At 38.1% G+C, this 21510-nt stretch carries 23 protein-coding genes; 16 read left to right on the forward strand and 7 right to left on the reverse strand.

Features of this window, described 5'->3' with window-relative positions:
* Nucleotides 1-92: 92 nt before the first annotated feature.
* Both GGG_RS0108310 and GGG_RS0108315 read right to left on the reverse strand, forming a co-directional pair.
* Nucleotides 93-1739, reverse strand: a complete 1647-nt coding sequence (locus GGG_RS0108310; protein ID WP_010113788.1) for an acyl-CoA synthetase — start codon at nucleotides 1737-1739, stop codon at nucleotides 93-95.
* Between the two features lie 121 nt (nucleotides 1740-1860).
* Nucleotides 1861-2928 (reverse strand): AraC family transcriptional regulator, encoded by a 1068-nt coding sequence (locus tag GGG_RS0108315; RefSeq protein WP_010113790.1) that lies wholly within the window; start codon nucleotides 2926-2928, stop codon nucleotides 1861-1863.
* A 122-nt stretch (nucleotides 2929-3050) separates the two neighbouring features.
* Here GGG_RS0108315 and GGG_RS0108320 point away from each other — a divergent pair, with 122 nt between their 5' ends.
* The 6 genes from GGG_RS0108320 to infC all read left to right on the forward strand — a co-directional run bounded on the left by GGG_RS0108320 (nucleotide 3051) and on the right by infC (nucleotide 10799).
* Nucleotides 3051-4772 (forward strand): neutral/alkaline non-lysosomal ceramidase N-terminal domain-containing protein, encoded by a 1722-nt coding sequence (locus GGG_RS0108320; RefSeq protein WP_010113792.1) that lies wholly within the window; start codon nucleotides 3051-3053, stop codon nucleotides 4770-4772.
* Between the two features lie 12 nt (nucleotides 4773-4784).
* Nucleotides 4785-6071 carry a D-arabinono-1,4-lactone oxidase gene (locus GGG_RS0108325; protein ID WP_010113793.1) on the forward strand — a complete coding sequence of 429 codons (1287 nt, stop codon included), beginning with the start codon at nucleotides 4785-4787 and terminating at the stop codon, nucleotides 6069-6071.
* Nucleotides 6072-6099: 28 nt separating this feature from the next.
* On the forward strand, nucleotides 6100-7260 hold the full coding sequence (locus tag GGG_RS0108330) for an alanine racemase (protein WP_010113794.1): 1161 nt from the start codon (nucleotides 6100-6102) through the stop codon (nucleotides 7258-7260).
* 83 nt (nucleotides 7261-7343) lie between these two features.
* Nucleotides 7344-8150: an SEC-C metal-binding domain-containing protein gene (locus GGG_RS21565; protein WP_010113795.1), complete on the forward strand. Its 807-nt coding sequence runs from the start codon at nucleotides 7344-7346 to the stop codon at nucleotides 8148-8150.
* Between the two features lie 169 nt (nucleotides 8151-8319).
* Nucleotides 8320-10242, forward strand: coding sequence for a threonine--tRNA ligase (gene thrS, locus GGG_RS0108340; RefSeq protein WP_010113796.1), 1923 nt, complete (start codon nucleotides 8320-8322; stop codon nucleotides 10240-10242).
* A gap of 5 nt (nucleotides 10243-10247) precedes the next feature.
* Nucleotides 10248-10799, forward strand: coding sequence for a translation initiation factor IF-3 (gene infC / locus GGG_RS20615; protein ID WP_081399935.1), 552 nt, complete (start codon nucleotides 10248-10250; stop codon nucleotides 10797-10799).
* A gap of 100 nt (nucleotides 10800-10899) precedes the next feature.
* Here infC and GGG_RS0108350 read toward each other — a convergent pair whose 3' ends face one another.
* On the reverse strand, nucleotides 10900-11298 hold the full coding sequence (locus GGG_RS0108350) for a hypothetical protein (protein WP_029574504.1): 399 nt from the start codon (nucleotides 11296-11298) through the stop codon (nucleotides 10900-10902).
* Between the two features lie 719 nt (nucleotides 11299-12017).
* On the opposite strand from GGG_RS0108350, the gene GGG_RS0108355 reads away from it, so the two are divergent.
* The 3 genes from GGG_RS0108355 (at nucleotide 12018) to GGG_RS0108365 (ending at nucleotide 13478) form a co-directional block, all read left to right on the forward strand.
* Entirely contained in the window at nucleotides 12018-12635 is a 618-nt protein-coding gene (locus GGG_RS0108355) for a glutathione S-transferase N-terminal domain-containing protein (RefSeq protein ID WP_010113802.1), read from the forward strand.
* Between the two features lie 64 nt (nucleotides 12636-12699).
* Nucleotides 12700-12987 carry a hypothetical protein gene (locus GGG_RS0108360; protein ID WP_029574505.1) on the forward strand — a complete coding sequence of 96 codons (288 nt, stop codon included), beginning with the start codon at nucleotides 12700-12702 and terminating at the stop codon, nucleotides 12985-12987.
* A 65-nt stretch (nucleotides 12988-13052) separates the two neighbouring features.
* A complete protein-coding gene (locus tag GGG_RS0108365) occupies nucleotides 13053-13478 on the forward strand; it encodes a YqaA family protein (RefSeq protein WP_010113805.1) in 426 nt (141 codons plus the stop codon).
* A 52-nt stretch (nucleotides 13479-13530) separates the two neighbouring features.
* Here the strand turns inward: GGG_RS0108365 and GGG_RS0108370 are convergent, their stop codons facing one another.
* Nucleotides 13531-14286 carry an energy transducer TonB gene (locus GGG_RS0108370; protein ID WP_010113807.1) on the reverse strand — a complete coding sequence of 252 codons (756 nt, stop codon included), beginning with the start codon at nucleotides 14284-14286 and terminating at the stop codon, nucleotides 13531-13533.
* 175 nt (nucleotides 14287-14461) lie between these two features.
* On the reverse strand, nucleotides 14462-15730 hold the full coding sequence (locus tag GGG_RS0108375) for an MFS transporter (RefSeq protein ID WP_010113809.1): 1269 nt from the start codon (nucleotides 15728-15730) through the stop codon (nucleotides 14462-14464).
* A 226-nt stretch (nucleotides 15731-15956) separates the two neighbouring features.
* Here GGG_RS0108375 and rpmI point away from each other — a divergent pair, with 226 nt between their 5' ends.
* Nucleotides 15957-16151: a 50S ribosomal protein L35 gene (gene rpmI, locus GGG_RS0108380; protein ID WP_002054552.1), complete on the forward strand. Its 195-nt coding sequence runs from the start codon at nucleotides 15957-15959 to the stop codon at nucleotides 16149-16151.
* 11 nt (nucleotides 16152-16162) lie between these two features.
* Nucleotides 16163-16522: a 50S ribosomal protein L20 gene (gene rplT / locus GGG_RS0108385; protein WP_004723060.1), complete on the forward strand. Its 360-nt coding sequence runs from the start codon at nucleotides 16163-16165 to the stop codon at nucleotides 16520-16522.
* 97 nt (nucleotides 16523-16619) lie between these two features.
* On the opposite strand, the gene GGG_RS0108390 is transcribed toward rplT, so the two are convergent.
* Nucleotides 16620-17024, reverse strand: coding sequence for a DUF1398 family protein (locus tag GGG_RS0108390; protein WP_010113829.1), 405 nt, complete (start codon nucleotides 17022-17024; stop codon nucleotides 16620-16622).
* A 59-nt stretch (nucleotides 17025-17083) separates the two neighbouring features.
* Between GGG_RS0108390 and GGG_RS0108395 the strand changes: the two genes are divergently transcribed.
* The 4 genes from GGG_RS0108395 to GGG_RS0108415 all read left to right on the forward strand — a co-directional run bounded on the left by GGG_RS0108395 (nucleotide 17084) and on the right by GGG_RS0108415 (nucleotide 19210).
* Nucleotides 17084-17461 carry a hypothetical protein gene (locus tag GGG_RS0108395; RefSeq protein WP_010113830.1) on the forward strand — a complete coding sequence of 126 codons (378 nt, stop codon included), beginning with the start codon at nucleotides 17084-17086 and terminating at the stop codon, nucleotides 17459-17461.
* A gap of 129 nt (nucleotides 17462-17590) precedes the next feature.
* On the forward strand, nucleotides 17591-17788 hold the full coding sequence (locus GGG_RS0108400) for a hypothetical protein (RefSeq protein ID WP_010113831.1): 198 nt from the start codon (nucleotides 17591-17593) through the stop codon (nucleotides 17786-17788).
* Between the two features lie 327 nt (nucleotides 17789-18115).
* Nucleotides 18116-18601: a GNAT family N-acetyltransferase gene (locus GGG_RS0108410; RefSeq protein WP_010113832.1), complete on the forward strand. Its 486-nt coding sequence runs from the start codon at nucleotides 18116-18118 to the stop codon at nucleotides 18599-18601.
* Nucleotides 18602-18640: 39 nt separating this feature from the next.
* Entirely contained in the window at nucleotides 18641-19210 is a 570-nt protein-coding gene (locus tag GGG_RS0108415) for an NADAR family protein (protein WP_010113833.1), read from the forward strand.
* A 25-nt stretch (nucleotides 19211-19235) separates the two neighbouring features.
* On the opposite strand, the gene GGG_RS0108420 is transcribed toward GGG_RS0108415, so the two are convergent.
* Entirely contained in the window at nucleotides 19236-20267 is a 1032-nt protein-coding gene (locus GGG_RS0108420) for a hypothetical protein (RefSeq protein WP_010113835.1), read from the reverse strand.
* Nucleotides 20268-20485: 218 nt separating this feature from the next.
* Between GGG_RS0108420 and pheS the strand changes: the two genes are divergently transcribed.
* A complete protein-coding gene (gene pheS / locus GGG_RS0108425; protein ID WP_010113837.1) occupies nucleotides 20486-21466 on the forward strand; it encodes a phenylalanine--tRNA ligase subunit alpha in 981 nt (326 codons plus the stop codon).
* Nucleotides 21467-21510: the final 44 nt, after the last annotated feature.

Genomic DNA, 21510 nt, shown 5'->3' on the forward strand with positions numbered 1-21510 from the left:
AATATATCTTATTCCGAGCTCAGGTTACTTATTTTAAACCTCTCCCTGACCCTCTCCTTAGAAAGGAGAGGGGATTTTATTTTTGGAGTGACTTAACTTAATTCACTTTCAGCACGTTCTTTCGCCCAATCACGTAAGATGAATTTTTGTAATTTCCCTGTCGAAGTTTTTGGAATTTCACAAATCACCACATCTTTAGGCACTTTAAAACGTGCTAAGTGTTGTTTACAAAATTCAATAACTTCATCTGCTGTGGTTTCAGCATCTTGTTTAAGCTCAATAAAAGCGCAAGGGACTTCTTGCCAGCGAGTATCAGGTTTTGCTACCACAGCAGCTGTCATAATCGCAGGGTGAGTGTACAACACTTCCTCAACTTCGAGTGACGAAATATTTTCACCACCTGAAATAATAATATCTTTAGAGCGATCCATAATTTTGGCATAACCATCAGGTTGACTTACAGCTAAATCACCTGAGTGGAACCAACCGCCTTTAAAGGCTTCTTCAGTCGCTTTGGTGTTTTTTAAATAACCCTTCATCACGATATTGCCACGGAACATGATTTCGCCCATGGTCGTACCATCATTTGGAACAGGTTGCATGGTTTCAGGATCAAGCACACGCATACTGTCTTGTAGCGGATATGGCACACCTTGACGTGAATGTAACTGCGCTTGTTCTTGAATAGACAATTCACTCCAACCTGCTTGAGATGCACATAAAGCAGATGGACCATAGGTTTCGGTTAAGCCGTAGACATGATTAACTTGGATACCAATGTGATGCATTCCTTCAATAATCGCTGCTGGTGGTGCAGCACCAGCGACCATCACTTCAACATGATGATTAAATTTAATTTGTTTATCTTTAGGTGTATTGATCAGCATCGATAACACAATCGGTGCGCCGCAGAGATAATCAATTTTGTGCTGATCAATCAGTTGATAAACCAAAGCAGGGTCAACCTTGCGTAAGCAAATATTGGTTCCACCATTGGCTGCAATGGTCCAAGCAAAGCACCAACCATTGCAATGGAACAGTGGCAGTGTCCACAGATATTTACAACGAGGTGTCATGCCACAGGCAAGGATATTACTGGCAGCATTGAGATATGCGCCACGATGATGATAAACCACACCTTTAGGATTGCCTGTCGTACCCGAAGTATAGTTTAGACTGATGGCATCCCATTCATCATTGGGTAAATGCCATTCAAAATTAACATCACCACCCTTGATCCAGTCTTCATATTCAATTTGACCGATACGTGCCGTCGTGTCATTTTTTTCATATTCTGCATCAGCAACATCAATGATATAAATCTGTTGAGGTACAAGGGCAACAGCTTCTTCTGCTAGCGTTGCAAATTCAGGATCAACCAAAAGCACTTTGGTTTCAGCATGTTCAAGCATGAATGCAATGGTCTTGGCATCTAAACGTGTATTGAGTGCATTTAAAACTGCACCTGACATCGGTACGGCAAAATGCGCTTCAATCATTGCTGGAATGTTGGGTAATAAAACCGAGACGGTATCATTTTTTTGGATACCTAAATTTTGTAGCTGATGTGCAAATTGGCGACAACGCATATAAGTTTCACGCCATGAAATACGCCGTGAACCATGCACTATGGCATCTTGGTTTGGGTAAATGTAAGCAGCACGTTCCAGATAACGCAATGGCGATAAAGCAACAAAATTTGCGGGGGTACGTGGTAACTCATCGTATGCGCTTACCATTTTTAACTCCATGTCTATTATTCTAATCTCTCGATTTAAAGATATGCATATCATAGATTGAATGCAGTTATGCTTTAGTCGAGTATTGAGCTTAATTCGGGTTTATGCAAAGCTTCTGTATTTAAATTTTCTCTTTTTGAATTTTATCGCTTTCAATTTGCTTATACGTTGTCGGCGAATATCCAGTCCATTTTTTAAATGCTCGCCTAAATTCACGTAACTCACTAAACCCTAAAATATGGCTGATCTCACTGATGGTGTAATTTTCATTTAAAAGATTTTTGGCTTTATCTGCTAGAACCTGTTGCTTAATCAACTGAAAATTTGCGCCTTCATTGATTAATAAACGTCTTAAATGTCTTTCACTTAAATGAAAATGTTGAGCTGCTTGTTGCATGTCGAAGCGTTCAGGAAGATGGCTTGCAATCAAATGCTGTAAAACTTTGACCAAACTGGGCTGATTGATTTGCTTAAATTGATCAAATGCCGAATCACAGATTTTAATCGCCGTTTGGTAATTTGCAGGGCTGTAATTTTTCAGTGTTCTGGATAAGATTGTTTTGTTAAAGCGGATTAAGTTTCGGGCGCAGTTGAATTGAATAGGGCAATTGAAAATACGTTGATAGTCCGCTAAATAAGCTGAACCATCATAGCTCAGTTCTAAGCAGATCAGTTGCTGATGATCACCTAACATCATGTTTAAACAGGTGATCATACTGGCAAAGATTTCATCGCAAAAAACAGCATTTAAAGAATTTAAAGCACCATTTGGATAGCGTTCAAAAACTTCCACTTCGCAATAATCAGTTTGAATATGCACAGCTAAGTCTAAAACACTACCTGAAATAGGGTGGTAATGTAGCGCTGTTTGCATGGCTTCAGCCACATTTTTACAGGCTTGCATGGCAAAACCGAGGATTCCCATCGCAACTTGACCTTCATTACTTCCGAGCAAAAGCCCTAAATTGGGTTGCTGAGTATCATGGATCGCATGTTGAAAGACATTACAAATATCTGAGAAATGAACAAACCCTTGATTGTTAATGATTTGATCTATATTCAAATGATTATTTTCAAACCATGATTGATAAGACCACTGTTGTTGTTCTGCATAATGAATCAAGCTGCTGAGCAGCATCGGCGGAATAAAAAACTGAGAATCGACAAGTTCCATTTGCTGAATAGGCATAAAGTCCGTTTAGCCCCCCTTATTTTTGTTGGTTTAACCCTAGTGGGTATCGCATATTTTTGATTAACTTTCAATGTGCTTCTCATGATGAGAATGAAAATTTAAATATAGGAATATTGAACATGTATATGGTTGGTTGGAGCAAACAAGAAATACCTATTCAACCCAAAGGTTATGCCATGTTTGGTTATGGTATGTGGACACACCGTGCCTATGAAAAACGGACAGCACTGTTTGCACGTACATTTTCTATTCGTGAAATGAATGCAACCCAACCGCTTTTAATTTGCTGCCTTGATTTTGGTTGTATTACCCATGCGATGCGTAGCGGTGTGGTAGATGTTTTAAAACAAAAATTAGCAGAGCATTTTGATGAACAACAATTGGTATTGATGGCGACACATACCCATTCAGGGCCGGGCGGATGTGCTTATGAAGCTCTATACAATATGCCGACACCTGGTTTTGTCCCTGAACATTTAAGTGCTGTGGTTGAAGCTGTAGTGCAGAGTGTTTTATTGGCCATAGAAACAGAACACGAAACAGAGATTCGTTATAGCACGGGGCAATTTGATGAAAATACACCTGTTGCATGGAATCGAGCTTTAAAGTCTTACAATCGTAATCCTGATGTGATTCAAAGAGATATTCACGAAACACATTTGGCACTGAATCGTGAAATGCAGTTATTGGGATTCTATCGCCAGCAACAGCTTTGTGGACTGATTTCTTTATTTGGCGTTCATGCAACCTGTCTAAGTAATCAACTGAATGCCTATGATGGTGATAATAAAGGCTATGCAGCAACGATCAGTGAACAATATTTAGCTGAGCAAGGGGTAGATCAGCCAGTAACCATTTTTGCTCAAGCTTCTGCGGGGGATGTATCACCGCATTTTCATGGACCTAAGCAAGATGCAATTCGCAATAAAATTCAAGGTGAAGCGGAATATCAATACGCTCAACAAAATGGTCGTTATCAAAGTGATTTAGCCCTTCAAGCTTTGTCATCTTCAAGCCAGCCATTAGAGGGCACATTGGATGCCGTATTGTCTTATGTTGATTTGAGTCAGGTTAATATTCCTGTCGAATTTTCTCAAGGTGTCAAAAATGCCAAGACCAGTGCAGCCTGTCATGGTGTGGCATTTTTTGGCGGAACACCTGTTGATGGCAAAGGTGCTGCAAAACCCATCACCATGGCTATGTCTTTGTTGTCTAGGCAAGTGCGTAAAAAACGTTTGGCCAATCCAAATGCACCTGACTATGACAAATACCATGCCCTATACAGTTCGCAACATCCCAAAGACATTATTTTAGAAAGCCCTGATAACCAATTACTTGGGAAGGACTTGGATGTACAACCGAGCTTTTTAGACCCTTTAATTCGGGAGATGAATCGTCAAGTCAAAGCAGGTGCAATTCAACACAGTCCTTTGGTACCGAGTGTTGTGCCATTACAGATTTTAAAACTGGGACAATTATTATTGGTCTGCTGTCCGGGGGAAATTACCACAACTTCTGCACAGCGTGTGATTCAAACGGTGTATCAATCTTCAACAAGCATGTCATCTCAGTATGTCTGCATTGCTTCGTACTGCAATGATTATATGGGTTATATCACCACCAATGAAGAATATCAGCAACAGGCGTATGAAGGTGGGCACACTTTATATGGTCAATGGACGCAAGCCGCTATCCAATACAAGTTTCAAGACTTGGCGCAGCAACTCAGTTTGGAAAAATCCATGCGAAGTTATGATCAAAGCACACGGCCTGCACAGATTCCTCAGCATGAAATCGATCTAAGAACCAATTTTGGCAGTATTAAAACGGCAGTACGTTAAAGGAATAATGACATGAGTCAACAAGGAAACAATCAGTGGAATAATTGGTCTGGGTATCAAACAGCACAGCCTGAACATATTCTAAAACCACAAAGCATTGAGCAATTACAACACTTGGTTCGAGAACATGCAAAGATTCGAGTGGTCGGTGCAGGGCATTCTTTTACGCCGTTGGTATGTACGGATGCAACTTTGCTGTCATTGGATCATTTGAGCGGTGTGGATTCGGTTAATGCTGAATTATCACAGGCCAGTATTTGGTCAGGGACTCGTTTATTCAATTTGGATCAATATTTACAACCTGTGAATCAATCTTTAATGCAACAGGGTGATATTGATCAGCAAAGCTTGGCAGGTGCTGTATCGACAGGGACGCATGGCACAGGCATTGATTTACATTGTATTTCTGCATATGTAGAAGAAATTGAATTGCTGACCGCTTCAGGTGAAATCTTGCGTTGTAATGCGCAGGAAAATAGCGCTATTTTTAATGCAGGACGTGTGTCTTTAGGTAGTTTGGGGATTCTGACCAAAATCACCATGCAAAATAAGCCACGCTACAAACTGAAAGAACATGTTGCATTGTGTTCTGTTGATGATTTTATTAACAATATTGAGCAATGGAAAACGCAACATCGTCATATTGAATGTTTTGCTTTTTCACATGCAAAGCAGCTCATGTTGAAAACATTAGATGTTACCGATGAAGACGTTCAACCTCGAAAGGAAGGTTGGCCTTCGGAAGATGCTTTATTGACAATGTGTTGTGAATTAACAGGAAAATTTCCTGCGTTGAATGCACAATTACAGAAGCTATTGGGGGTATTTATTAAACCGACCACTTGTGTGGATTGGTCTAGTCGCATTTTCCCAACCGTTCGTAATACCAGATTTAATGAAATGGAATATCAGATTCCTGCTGAATATGGTGTGGCTTGCTTACAAGAGGTTTTGGCTGCGATGAAGCGAGCTAAATCACTGACCTTTTTTCCTGTGGAGTTTCGCTTTGTTAAAGGTGATGATATTTGGTTAAGCCCTTTCTATCAAAGGGATTCAATTTCAATTTCCATTCATCAATACCACAAACAAGAACCACGATTACTTTTTGATGTGATTGAACCAATTTTACAACGTTATCAAGGTCGTCCGCATTGGGGGAAAATGCATAGCATGACCAGTGCGCAACTAAAACCACTCTATCCAAAGTGGGATGAATTTATGCAGATTCGTGAACAACTTGATCTAACACGGAAGTTTTTAAATCCGTATTTAGAAACACTGTTTTTATCAAACCACTAAAAACTCAGGATGAATCGGGAGCAGGGAGATGGATCATTTTTTTCAGCAGTTAAATCGTGATTTGAAACAGCAAGCTTATGCCTTACCTCGTTTGATTGTGGATGATCAAGCACTTGAACATAATCTTCAAACAGTTGTGACTCAATTAAAAACTGCACCACATTTGCAACCTCGAATTGTGGTGAAATCATTAGCCTGTTTGGAATTATTGAAACGCATTAGCCAAAGAGTTATGACACAACGATTCATGGTGTTTCATTTACCTCAATTGCTTCCGATTCTCGAAAATTTTTCAGAGGCAGATGTGCTGTTGGGTAAGCCTATGCCAGTGATTTCGGTTCAGCATTTCTATGAGGTCAACCAAGATTGGCAAGATTCCAATATTCAATGGTTGGTGGATAGCCAACAACGTTTATTGCAATATCTTGAAGTCGCAAAGCTTTTGTCTTTAAAGCTAAAAATTAATATAGAAATTGATGTGGGCTTACATCGTGGCGGTATAGATTCATTACAAAATTTATCGCAACTCCTTAAAACAATTTGTCGTTATCCTGAATATTTACAGTTTTCAGGATTAATGGGTTATGACGCACATGTAACCAAATTGCCTTCAATTATTAAAAAGGCAGACCTTGCCTATCAAGAATCTCAAGCGATTTATCAACAGTATATTGCAGTCATTCAGCAACACTTTCCTGATCTTTATACCAATGAACTTTGTTTTAATGGGGGCGGTAGTCCCAGTTTTAGTTTTCACGTGAAACATAGTGTCTGTAATGATCTTTCTTTTGGTTCAATGTTATTGAAACCGAGTGATTTTGACAGTGAGCGTTTAAGTGCTTTCAAAACAGCATTATGGATTGCAGCGCCAGTATTGAAAGTTTTGCCATATACGCAACTTCCCGGATTGCCAATATTGAATCAGCTTCCACATCGATCTAAGGCTTTATTTATTTATGGAGGCTATTGGATGGCGGATTATGTTTATCCGCAAGGTATTCGTCCGCATTTGTTATATGGACGCAGTTCTAATCAAGAGATGGTGAATGTTCCAAAACATACACAGATTGATGTGGATGATTATGTGTTTTTAAGACCGACACAAAGTGAGGCGATTATTCCGCAGTTTGCTAGATTGTATTGCTATAAGAATGGGACATTTGCAGCGTGGGAGACGTTTAGAGAGTAGAGAAAATCATACATGTATTTAGGTGAATGATTTGTTTGTTGTTAGAATCACAGAAATAAAGATATTTGTTATTCGATTTTATTATGAAAAAAGATTCGCCACTATTGCAAAAGTTGCTTCAATTACCATCGCTTGAAGAGAATTATCCACGGCTCAAGAAGTTTCCAACACAATTAGAGCAACTTGGGATTACACTTGCAGATGCTGAAGAGCTTGTAGAAATTGCAACCAATAAAAGTTTATTAGCAGGTACAGCTTCTGAATTTTTTGCTGTTCATTATGCCTTATTTGCACTTGGTGGCTTAAAGTATGTAGAAGCATGTCCTAAAATTTTTACTCAATTTTACCGACTTGATGATCTTGATGATGAGTGGGTATGTAGCTTTTCAGATGTTTTCTCAATCATGGGGGAAGCAGTTATTCCTTATTTACTTCAAGGCTTACAGACAATTAAATTAGATATTGTTTATGTATTTACAGAGTGTTTAGGTGACTTAGCTCTTCAATTTCCACACTATCGTCAAGAAATTTTAGGTGCTTTAGATCAATTACATGAACGTTTTGAAAAGACAATGTTTAATCCGAATGCGATTTTTTATGGTGAAACTGCGGTTTTAATGGCATGGATGGATATGAAGGCTGTTGAGCGTATAGACTTAATTCGTGAGCTCAATCAAAAAGGACGCTTTGACCCACAATATGCAGGCTCAATAGAAGAGATTGAGTATGAATTCGGATTACGAGATAGCCCGCCACCAAGACCGCATTCGGCATTTTTAAACATGTATGAAATGAATCAACCCTTTCAAAGAACGGAAGAAAAAATTGGACGAAATGATCCTTGCCCATGTGGTAGCGGTAAAAAATATAAAAAATGTTGCTTGGAATAAGTTTATAGCGATTAATTGAATACAAAGGTTTATAAATATTCAGCAAAGGTGTAAAATTTTTCACACTTTTATTTTGTTCCACCGATTTTATCTTGAGGAATTTCCTCGATCATAATCTCGCGGTGACATGCTCCATGGTACGGGGCATCACTCCTTAAGGATTTTAAATATGCCGATTATCACATTGCCAAATGGCGATCAAAAAAGTTTTGACCAAGCTGTTTCTGTTATGGAAGTCGCTCAAAGTATTGGGCCAGGGCTTGCTAAAAATACAGTTGCAGGAAAAGTAAACGGTCGCTTAGTCGATGCAAGTGATTTAATTACCGAAGACGCTACCTTAGAAATTATTACACCTAAAAATCAAGAAGGTGTGGAAATCATTCGTCACTCATCTGCTCACTTGGTTGGACATGCGGTAAAACAACTCTTCCCAGAAGCAAAAATGGTGATTGGGCCTGTCATTGAAGAAGGTTTCTACTATGACATCTGGATGCCACGTCCATTTACATTAGATGATATGGCTGCGATTGAAGAGCGTATGAAAAAGCTCATCGATCAAGATTATGACGTCATTAAAAAAATGACGCCTCGTGATGAAGTGATTGCAGAATTTACTGCACGTGGTGAAGACTACAAATTACGCTTGATTGCAGACATGCCTGAAGAAACTCAAATGGGCTTGTATTATCATCAAGATTATTTAGATATGTGTCGTGGGCCACACGTACCAAATACTAAATTTTTAAAATCATTCAAACTCACTAAAATCTCAGGTGCATACTGGCGTGGTGATGCGAAGAATGAACAATTACAACGTATTTACGGTACAGCTTGGGCTGATAAAAAAGAATTAGCTGCCTACATTAAACGTATTGAAGAAGCAGAAAAGCGTGATCACCGTAAAATCGGTAAAGCTTTAGACTTGTTCCATATGCAAGAAGAAGCACCGGGTATGGTGTTCTGGCATGCCAACGGTTGGACAATTTACCAAGTGCTTGAACAGTACATGCGTAAGATTCAACAAGATAATGGCTACCAAGAAATTAAAACACCACAGATTGTAGATTTTACGCTTTGGGAAAAATCTGGACATGCTGCAAACTATGCAGACAACATGTTTACGACGCATTCTGAAAACCGTAACTATGCTGTTAAACCAATGAACTGCCCATGTCACGTTCAAGTGTTTAACCAAGGTTTGAAATCTTATCGTGATCTTCCAATCCGTTTAGCTGAGTTTGGCTCATGTCACCGTAATGAACCATCAGGTTCTTTACACGGGATTATGCGTGTACGTGGTTTTACTCAAGACGATGCACATATTTTCTGTACGACTGAACAAATTGGTAAAGAAGTTGCAGACTTTATTAAACTGACTTTAGATGTTTATAAAGACTTTGGCTTTGAAGAAGTGCAAATGAAACTTTCTACACGTCCTGAAAAGCGTGTGGGTGCTGATGAGCTTTGGGATGTTGCAGAAAAATCTTTGGCAGATGCTTTAGATGAAGCTGGTCTTGAATGGGAAGAACAACCGGGTGAGGGTGCGTTCTATGGTCCTAAGATTGAATTCTCATTAAAAGATTGTTTAGGTCGTATCTGGCAATGCGGTACAATTCAATGTGACTTTAACTTGCCGTTACGTTTAGATGCTTCTTATGTAACAGAAGATAACGATCGTGACCATCCAGTGATGTTACATCGTGCAATTCTTGGCAGTTTTGAACGTTTTATTGGTATACTAATTGAACACTACGCAGGCTTTATGCCACCATGGTTGGCTCCAGTCCAAGCATGTGTAATGAATATTACCGATTCTCAGGCGGTTGCATGTGAGCAAGTCGTCGCAAAACTCAAAGAAAATGGAATTCGAGCAATTTCAGACTTGAGAAATGAGAAAATCGGATTTAAGATTCGTGAGCGTACTTTAGAACGTATTCCATACTTATTGGTTCTTGGTGACCGTGAAGTAGAAGAAGGTACTGTGAATGTACGTACGCGTTCTGGAAAAAATTTAGGTACTATGTCAATTGATGCATTTGTTGACCTAGTGAAAGCAGCCGTTGCCGAACGTGGCCGGTATATTGTGGAGTAAGAAAGATTAAACAGCCTGACCGTAACCAACAACAAGGTGCTAAAAGCAATCGTCCTGCGTTAAACGATGAGATTAAGGCAAAAGAAGTCCGTCTCGTTGCCGCAGATGGTGAGCAAAAAGGTATCGTAACGCTTGCTGAAGCGTTACGTGCTGCTGAAGATGCAGATCTTGACCTTGTTGAGATTGTGGCAAATGCAGAGCCGCCTGTTTGTAAAATCATGGACTTTAACAAACATTTATTTGATCTGAAGCAAAAGCAAAAAGATGCTAAAAAGAAACAGCATCAAGTTCAGGTTAAAGAAATTAAATTGCGTCCAGCTACAGACGTTGGTGATTACAACATCAAGCTACGTGCCATTCTGAAATTTCTTGAAGAAGGCAACAAAGTTAAAGTTACTTTACGTTTCCGTGGTCGTGAAATGGCTCACCAACAGATTGGTCTTGCTCAATTACAAAAAATTGAAGCAGATGTGGCTGATTATGGTGTGATCGAACAAGCGCCAAAAATGGAAGGTCGTCAAATGGGTATGTTACTTGGACCGAAAAAGAAAAAGTAATCATTCATTTGTATCAAAAAGCACTGCACTCAGCAGTGCTTTTTTATGGGCGAATAGAAATTGGAAATAAAAATATTATTCATGCAAATTGATTTGAAAGTTATTCATTTAATTTAGGTCGCCCACCTGCTTCAACAATCGGAATATTGGCTTCAGTGGGAACATAAATAATTTGCTGAATTCTTCCGTCACGAAGTGCTTCACCAAATGCGCCAATAAATTCTTGTTTGCGATATTCAGGATATTCTTTTGCTGCTTGACCAACCAGTTTAATCGCTTCGGCACGTAATTTAGCGCTTTCCAATTCTGCTTTAGCCACTTGGACTTGAATCATTTTTGACTGTTCAGCTTCGGCAAGCGCGGCTTGACCATCCATACCTTGTTTCCAAACTTTATAATGTGGCCAAGCAAATAAAAATAAAATAATGAGCGCAACTAGAAAAATTGCAGCAATCAGTACAACAAATAGATCTAGATTTTTTTGTCGCATATAGTTCATTTTTCACCTATTTTTTAAAATAATGTTGTCGTAAAACTTATTCAAATTAGTACAAATCATTTCTATAAGGAATTTAGCAGTTTAAAGGTATAATAAACACTATTTTGAATATTCGGTGAGCGTTGCATCAAAATAATTTTGTTGGAAAAGTATCATGTATTATCGTTTTAAGGTCTATTTTTAGGATATATTTAAGTTATTTAGTGATGTTACGCACTTTAAAATATTAAACCGATTTTTTTAGTTTTGATGGAGTCTTATATCAATAGTTTTGATTTAGGGATTAGCCTGCGGCTCGCCCTACTTTTGTTTCGACAAAATGAGAAGCGAAGCTTTGCAAGAAAACCACCTTGCGGAGCATTGCTCCTCACCGCAAAACTCGTCAACAACCATCTTTTGATTGATATATCGCAGAAACGTTAACTTATCAATTTAGTCCTGCCTCAAACACGTTGCGGATGACCTCATCGCGTATCGATATACATCAAGATTAAAAAAACTTTTAATACTGTTGCGTAACATCAATTATTCAATATTTAATTTAAAAATTGAATAATCTCAAAATGTGATATTCACCTAAATTTTTGAAGTGGCTATAACAATTTATTTGCGCATAATTGCAAAAAACCTATATTGGCTGGATATTGAATCGTGTTATAAAAGTAAAATATTCCCCGCTATAAAATTTAGAAATACGTGAAAATGCAGAAGGATGAAACATGATTGATTTATATTATTGGGGTACACCCAATGGTCATAAAATTACTATCGCTTTAGAAGAAATGGGTTTGGATTATCAAATTTTCCCCATCAATATTTTAGAGAATGATCAGTTTCAACCTGATTTTTTAAGAATTTCGCCAAACAATAAAATTCCAGCGATTGTCGATCAAGATGGACCGAATGGTGAAGCGATTTCTGTATTTGAGTCAGGTGCAATTTTGCAATATCTAGGGCGAAAAACGGGATTGTTTTATCCAAGCAATGAGCAAGATCGTGTTGAGGTTGAACAATGGCTCATGTGGCAAATGGGTGGCTTTGGCCCAATGCTTGGACAAAACCATCATTTTAACCGTTTTGCCAAAGAAAAAATTCCTTATGCAATTGATCGTTATGTGACAGAAACAAAACGTTTGTATGGGGTTTTAAATCAACAACTGATTGGACAAAAATTTGTAGCAGGTGAGTATTCGATTGCAGATATGGCGATTCTTCCTTGGGTTTTACGCTATGAATGGCAAGGCATACAGATTGAGGATTATCCTTATGTGAAAGAATATGTTGAGCGTATGACTGCACGTCCAGCAGTGCAAAGAGCATTATCCATCAAAGTATAAATATATTTTTATGCTAAACTCAAAAACCACCAAATCGGTGGTTTTTGTGTATTTGGATATGATGATGAAAGCATTTTTTTTAAATTTAACGCGTATTCTCGAATCTAACTTAAAAATTTATTGGAGTGTGATTGTTGCAATTGCGGGATGTTTAATTTTATATGTTGCTGAAATTGTACATATACAAAGTCTATTTCCCCAAATTCATTCCCAAGACCCCGCTGTTATTCGTGCTACGATCGATCCGATCGCACAACGCTATGAATGGGCACGTTTTGTGGTGTTTGGCCTTGCAGTTTTATGGGCAGTTTGGGAATATTTTAAAACCAAGAAACGCTTGAATTTGCAGTAAGCTTCTAAGATATGCTTTTAAGTTACCGTTTTGAAATAAGAATTTTGAATAAGATCAATCGCTAGATGGCCTATTTATTATTGTTTCTTTCCGCATTTGGTGCGGCGACTTTATTACCATTGCAGTCTGAGGCTGTTTTACTGGGGCTATTGGCACAAGCTCAATATTTGACCTATTTATTAATTCTTGTGGCGACCATTGGTAATGTTTTGGGTTCGTGTGTGAATTGGTATCTCGGTTTAAAAATAGAACAATATAAGCATAAAAAATGGTTTCCTATTTCCAAAAAAAGCATGTTGAAAGCTGAAAAAATTTATCAAAAATATGGATTTTGGTCATTATTATTCAGTTGGACACCTGTGATTGGTGATCCTATTACATTGGTTGCAGGATTAATGAGGGAAAATTTCTGGCGTTTTCTATTAATTGTGACTTTTGCAAAAGGTGGTCGTTATCTTTTTGTTTATTGGATTTATTTAGGCATATTCTAAAAGGCTTTAAAATTAAAGGCGCTGAGTGCACCTTTAATTTATTCTGTAAAATCTATTCACAATCATCTTTTTTAAATTGAATTTGATCACTCAAGCTCGATTGTTTATAGATCCACAAGGTGCGGTATGAACGTTTAACACTCACTTGAGCATGTTCAACAGCTTCAATAACCTGTTGATCTATGGCGTTTACACCTGAACGTTTGGTGAGTTTGACCTGCGTAATTTCACCTTGTTTATTCAACTTAAATTTGAATTTGACCACACGATCTTTATTTTTCAGTAGAGATTGATCAAGTGTAAGCACTGGCTGTTGCAGATAACGGAATGCAACTGATTTATCTTTTTCTTGCTTGATCCAGTTTTTAGAATTGAAATGATAAGTGCATTGCTTGGTTTGTGATATACGATCTTCAGCATTGTTTAAACTTAATGTAAATGTCTGATAACCAATAATAGGAACAGCTTTACCATTCTTTTGTACAGGTTTCACTTTTGCTTGTTCAACAGCATGAATCAATTTTTGATCTAACGCACGAAGCCCCGTACTTTCTTGCACATCAGCTTCAACAACTTTACCTGCTTTATCTGTTTGCACGCGGATAATTGCAGAACGATCTTCATCCTTTAAATCCGCCGTTTGATAGCTGACTTGAGGGAATTTAATCCATTGAATGCGTGTAGTGAGGTATTGAGAATCTGATTGCTCAGTGGTCGTACCTTCGACTTTAATCGTAGGAAGTTTTTCTGCGCTGTGTGAGTAGATAGGCAGATGTAGTAGACAACTTAATACAAGAACTTTGTTCATAAAATTGACGATCCATGCAGTGATATTGCATGAGTGTTGTTAAATTGGACGAAGTATTTATCGAATTTGCTGTTCAATCAATAGAAAATGCACCCAAAGGCGCATTTTTTTGTTTTTTTTCAAAATATTCTAGGACGAGACACTGTAGATATTTTCAAGCTGTCTATTTATTCAGCTAAGACTGATCAGAGGATTCTGAGTGGCCTTGAGTAATGTCAACTCCAAATAAATCAGATGTTTTCATCCAACTTATTGCAACGACTGCCATGGTCATACAACCGCCAAATACTGTCGCAGCAATCGTTCCCATATATTTTGCAGCTAAACCAGATTCAAAAGCACCTAATTCATTACTGGAGGATACGAACATGCCATTCACTGCTGCAACTCGCCCACGCATATTTTCAGGTGGGTAGACCTGTAAAATCGTTTGACGAACCACCACAGAAATACTGTCGCAGGCACCCGTCATAGCGAGTGCAAATAATGAAAGCCAAAGATGATTTGAAAATGCAAATAGCAAAGTAAATATCCCAAAACCTGCAACGGCCAAGAGCATATTTCTCCAAGCATGATGAGTCGGCGGGAATTTGGTCAGTGCAATCATGGTAATGAGCGCACCGATCGAAGGCGCAGCACGTAAATAACCTAAACCCTCTGGCCCGACTTTTAAAATATCTTCAGCAAAGATAGGCAGGAGCGCAATGACGCCACCAAACAATACAGAGACTAAATCCAGTGAAATTGCCCATAACACGATTTTAGTTTTCCAAATAAAACGAAACCCTTCACTTAAACTGTCCCAAAGATTATCGTGTTCCATGGTTGGGAATGTACGTTTTTTTAAGAAAGAAATCAGACAGAAGCAGATAAATAAAAGTACAGCAACAGACAATAAACTGGTTTCTCGACCTAAGCCTGCGAGCATGAAACCACCAAGCATAGGCCCAATGATGACGCCACTTTGCCAACCAATGGTCGTCCAAGTTGCACCATTGGCATACAATTCTCTAGGGATTAGAAAGGGTTTTAATGACGTTGCTGATGGATTGTAAAAACCTCGAATCGTCCCTAGTGCAAAAATAACTGCATAAATTCCCCAAGAAAGCGTATTTACACTGATTTGCCCATGATCATAATTGTGAAATAACCACCAAAGCACTAAAGGTAAGGGGAAAGAGAAGAATAAGCAGACTTTCATAATGCTTTGTTTATTCAACTTATCTGCAAAATATCCACCCCATAACGATAAAGCAATAAAAGGGATGGCTTCTGCTAAACCAATCAAACCTAGTGTTAATGGATCTTTCGTAATTTGATAAAGCGAATAGGCAACAATAATTTCTTGAATGAGGATTGCCAAGGTTAAGCAGAATTGATTGATCGTTACGATTGAAAAATCACGATATCGAAGGGCGGCGAATGCATCCTGAGCAGGGTTCATAATTATCTAGCTTTATCATAATGTGATTATTATAGTGTGGATAATAGACATGATGAATCAGTTTTATTGTTAATAATAAAACTCAGCTACTTCTATATAGATAGACAAAATAACCGCAGTTTTGCTTTTGTTTTATACAAAGATGATTTAGAATATTGCCTCCCTTACCTGCAGGTCGTCATCGCAATGGTGCGAACGTACCGAACAGGTGTTTAAAGAGGTTGTTATGGCTAAGTTAAAAACTCGCCGTGGTGCAGCTAAGCGATTCAAAGCGACTGCTAACGGTTTCAAGCGTAAACAAGCGTTCAAACGCCACATTTTGACCAAAAAATCTGCTAAACGTATTCGTCAATTGCGCGGTTGTGTCATGGTTCACGTAAGTGACATGAATTCAGTTCGTCGTATGTGCCCATACATCTAAGGAGATTATAAATGGCTCGTGTAAAACGTGGTGTACAGGCTCATCGCCGTCATAAAAAAATTCTTGCTCGTGCTAAAGGTTACTATGGCGCGCGTTCACGTGTTTATCGTGTAGCGTTCCAAGCAGTAATTAAAGCTGGTCAATACGCTTACCGTGACCGTCGTCAAAAGAAACGTCAATTCCGTGCTTTATGGATTGCGCGTATCAATGCTGGTGCTCGTCAAAATGGTTTGTCGTACAGCCGTATGATCGATGGCTTGAAAAAAGCTCAAGTGATCATCGACCGTCGCGTACTTGCTGACATCGCTATGCATGATTCAGTTGCATTTGCTGCTTTAGCTGAAAAAGCTAAAGGCGCATTGGCTGCTTAATCGTCTTAGATGATTAAAAAAGACCGCTTTTTGGCGGTCTTTTTTATGCTTAAAGTTTTATTTTCAAGCTACTATTTTCAAACTTTTTCTTTCAAATCTATTGTGGAAATTTTTCTAAATGAATTTCCCCAAGTCGTCCAAAATATTGCACATTTTTACCTGTAATCCATACAGAATAACCAATACAGCCTGCTTGATAGGTTAAAGCTTTAAATAATGGATACATCACCTGTCCAGATTGTGCGCCTAAAATAGCTTGTTTAACCAGCGATGCATCAAAATGTTCTGCAATTGATGTTGCATCTGTTTCAAAATGATGTCGAATGCTTGTGCCATTTGGAAAATAATAAGTGGTTTCACCACGTCGATAATCTACTGTATAAGATTCTACACCGATAGAGATTAACTGTTGAATCACTTCGCCAAAATGGATTTCACCAGCGTTGGATTGTTCAAATACGGTGTGAATTGTTGAAACTTGTTCCGAAGAAAAATCTATCATTATGGTTGCTCTAACTATTTTGCTTATGGTATTTGAATTAAATTATAGAGTGTCATTTTATGCGCAAACAATATCATTTTCGTCAAGTTGGCGAAGATACTTATATTTGGGATGTACATCATCTGGTTAAACTGAGCCAAGATTTTCCAGTGATTGAAGTCCCATTGGTAAATATCCAAGAATTAAATGAAGCGTATTGGTTTCCAGACACTCATCCAACAACTCAGCAGATTATTGAGCATTTTCAACTGATCCAAGAAGCAGATTTAAGCTACCCCATTATTTTATGTGAAGCAGGGCGTGTGATGGATGGTATGCATCGGATTGCAAAAGCTCAGCTACTGAAGCTATCAACGATTCAGGCCGTGCAATTTCAGAACACACCAAAACCCGATTTTATGAATATTGATGAGGACGAGCTTGGTTATGATGATTAATCAATAATTTTGTGATTCATATTAAATGGATGAACTGCTAAATATATACATAAAATCAACATGAAAAGTATAGGTCTTTGGCAGAGCTTGAAATAAAGTAAAGTAACAATAAAAAATTGGAGTTTTACGATGCGTGTTGAAATCGAAGGTCTACAACAAGGTTCAATCGAAGTGGAGTTACAAATTTTACCGAGAATAGGTGAAACGATAAAAGTAATGTATGGCGCAGATGCGGAAGTGAAAGGCGAAGTCACAGGTCTTGAGCACTATATTAATCAACATGCCAATGAACAAAAGGTGATTTTAACCATTCGACCACTATTTTAATGTGAATAAAGATTTAATGTGAATAAAGAAATCGGATGTGAAAAAAGAAGGCTTATTCTCAGCCTGAATTTTATATAAATTCATTTTTAGAGGTATAGAGTAGCTAATTTTAGCTACTTTTTTATTGAGTAAATGCTTAAAAGCCTATCGAAAAATCATCACAAATATATGAAGTTACTCAATGATTTAAAATATTTACAGATTGCATTTATTCATTTGCAATTGAGGAAAGAAGAACGTAAATTTTTAGAATAATTTTAGATGATTCATCATCACATTCAGTAGAACAGTTGAAAATGGACAATAAAAATATTGAGGAGAATTTAAATGATTCGTAAAGCTGTCGCAAATGATGCGCAACACATCGCTGAAATTCATGTACAAAGCTGGAAAGAAACCTATACAGGTATCTTAAATCAAGCGGTTTTAGATGCTTTGAGTGTTCCGAAAAGATTAATGCTATGGGAACAGCTTATTCCTCATCCAGACCATCAACTCTTTGTTTATGAAAAGGATGGACGGATTTTAGGATTTTTAGATGGTTATTTAAATCCAGATAATGAAGTCGCTGAAATTCGAGCATTCTATTTATTGAAAAGTGTTCAAGGTGAGGGAATTGGACGGGCGATGTTTGAAAAATTTTACCAACTTATTCATCCGCAACAGCACCAAATTCTTCGTTTAGGCGTCATTAATAAAAATCCAAGCCGATATTTTTATGAAAAAATGGGTGGACAGGCTGTGGGAGAGGAAGATGCTTCTGATCTCGGAGAAGGCATTACTGAAGTGTTTTATCAATGGGATATTGATTAGAATTCTCATAAAAATTAGCAAAATAGGTAGATTAGTCTTATGTCAGATTTAAGATATTTAGAAAATTTACAAGAATTGGTCAAACATGGGCAAAGCTTTAAATATTTGTACTTTTGGGGGCATACGCCGCAGCAACAAGACAGTGTAGATAAAAGTTGCTTGAGCCAATGGTATCCATCCGCTTTTTCAGTGGATGGGATTGAATATAAAACGGCTGAACATTTTATGATGGCACAAAAGGCTGCACTTTTTCAGGATGATGAGATATTTGAACAGATTCTCAATGTAGCTCATCCGAATGAAGCTAAAACATTAGGACGAAAAATTCAAAACTATAAAGAAGACATTTGGTTAGAACATCGTTTTAAAATCGTTGTTGCAGGTAATGTAGAAAAATTTGTACAAAATCCAGCATTAAAAGATTTTCTAATTAACACTCAGGAACGTATTTTGGTTGAGGCTTCACCCGTGGATAAAATTTGGGGAATTGGGTTGGCAGTTGATGATGAGCAAGCTCAAAAACCTGAACAATGGCAAGGTTTAAATTTATTGGGTTTTGCTTTAATGGAAGTCAGACAGCAACTTCTTGGTGAAAGTGCTGCTGTCTAGTGCTCTCGTACAGGATTAAAGAAATCTACAGTCCAAAATAGTAAGCGGCTAGGCAGATCAAGATGGTAATAATGATCAATGTGAAAACGCTAGATTTCCCAACTTTATGATCATGTTTATGCTCAAGATTTGGTTTTGAACTCAAGCTTTGGCGTTGTTCAGGTTTACTAGTTTCAAATGGTGAGGCAATGACTTTAGGTGTTAATCGCGCAGTTTTGTAATGATTTGCGATTTTGGTAATCGACTTAGCAGTAAGATCATCAAGTTTCTGTGAAAAATGACGTAGATTCATTTGTTCATTTGGACTGAGCGCTTGTTCATTTTCATCATAAGGATGTTGAAGTTTAGCGTTTACAAATTGAGATAAACCATCTAAACGATGCAATGTTGTATGTGCATAATCCGCTTGATCATCTGTGGGTAATAACGACAGCTTTTGTCCAATCTCGTCATCTAATTGTTCTGCTGCGCTTAAACCTAAATAAGGTTGGTCTTTGTTAATCGGTTCCTGAAACCCTTGCGCATATTTTGTATTAAAAAGCTCATTATCTGTATAGGTATCAATATCATCCCAATTGGGTGGGGCTAAATCTTGTTCAATACGTTTGTTATATTTTGTATTGAGTTCATATTGCCAAAATATTTCCGAACGAAGTTTACTTTTTTGAGGAAGTGGAGCTTCATAATCATTGTCTGCGGTATACCATTCAGGTAATTCTTTACCAAAAATCCATGCTGTCTTTTTTTGAGGAGCATGACTGACAATAAAATGTGTGATTGGCAATAACTCAACATTGGCGTTGGGATTTTTTTCTTCATTGAGTAATGATGAAGGATGAAGGCTTAAACGGAAAACGCCTTGCTTTTTAAGCCCTTCTAGCCAAATTTGAAAATGTTGAGCAAGTAAGTGTTGGCTGAGTAGATCTCGAAAAGCAAAAGCATGCTGATTAAATATGGCATGGTTTACCCAACGGTTAAAGCTAAGCTCTTGAGACAGGTATGCATTGCCATAAGTAACGAGAGTAAGTTGTTGTTTCCAGATTTGATCGAGTGCCATTTTTTTATCAATCTCAGCGACATTGATTTCATTTTATACTTATTATAAATCAGAGTTCTAGCCTTTCATTTTCATTCACATAATAAAATATACAATTTATTGGGCTTAACTGTTGGTGAATCGTCATTTTTGTGGCGGGGAAACTTCATCCAACTGCATAAAAACTGTTAGAATAGCGAGTTATATTATTTTTCTAAATTGTTGCTTTGAGAGTTACTATGTCACTGGAAGCCCTGACCACTGAAGCGCTCGCTGCGATTGCAGCAGCTCAAGACCTTGCTACACTCGATCAAGTTCGAGTGCAATTTACAGGGAAAAAAAGCCAGCTTGCGGAACAATCTAAGGCACTGGGTAAAATGGACCCTGAAGAACGTAAAATTCAGGGCGCTGCCATTCATGCCGTTCGTGAAGCGATCAATACAGCGCTTACAGAACGTCAAGCTGAATTACAAAAAGCTGCATTAGAACAAAAGCTTGCAAGTGAAACGATTGATATTACCTTGCCGGGTCGTGGGCAAACTGTGGGTAGTATTCACCCTGTGACTCAGGTTCAAGAACGTATTTGTCAGTTTTTTACTAAAGCTGGATTTACTGTTGCAACTGGCCCTGAAGTTGAAGACGATTATCATAACTTTGAAGCATTGAATATTCCAGGACATCATCCTGCACGTGCGATGCATGATACTTTTTACTTTGATGCAAACCATTTGCTACGTACGCATACTTCAGGTGTGCAAGTGCGTACCATGGAAAATACACAACCACCGATCCGTATTGTCTGTCCAGGTCGTGTGTACCGTTGTGACTCTGACCAAACGCATTCACCAATGTTCCATCAGATCGAAGGCTTATATGTTGCGGAAAATACCAGTTTCGCAGAGTTAAAAGGTTTATTGGTGAATCTTTTAAATGAATTCTTTGAAAAAGATTTGAAAGTACGTTTCCGTCCATCTTATTTCCCATTTACTGAGCCAAGTGCTGAAGTGGATATTATGGATGAGCGTGGCAAATGGTTAGAAGTCTTAGGTTGCGGTATGGTACATCCAAATGTATTGCAAGCTGCGGGTATTGATCCTGAAAAATATAAAGGCTTTGCATTTGGTTTAGGTGTAGAACGCTTTGCAATGTTGCGTTATGGCATCAATGACTTACGTATGTTCTATCAAAATGATGTGCGTTTCTTACGCCAATTTGCTTAAACAGATTTATACCTCTCCCTGCCTCTCCTAAAAGGAGAGGGGTT

The organism is Acinetobacter sp. P8-3-8, from assembly GCF_000214135.1.
GTDB lineage: Bacteria > Pseudomonadota > Gammaproteobacteria > Pseudomonadales > Moraxellaceae > Acinetobacter.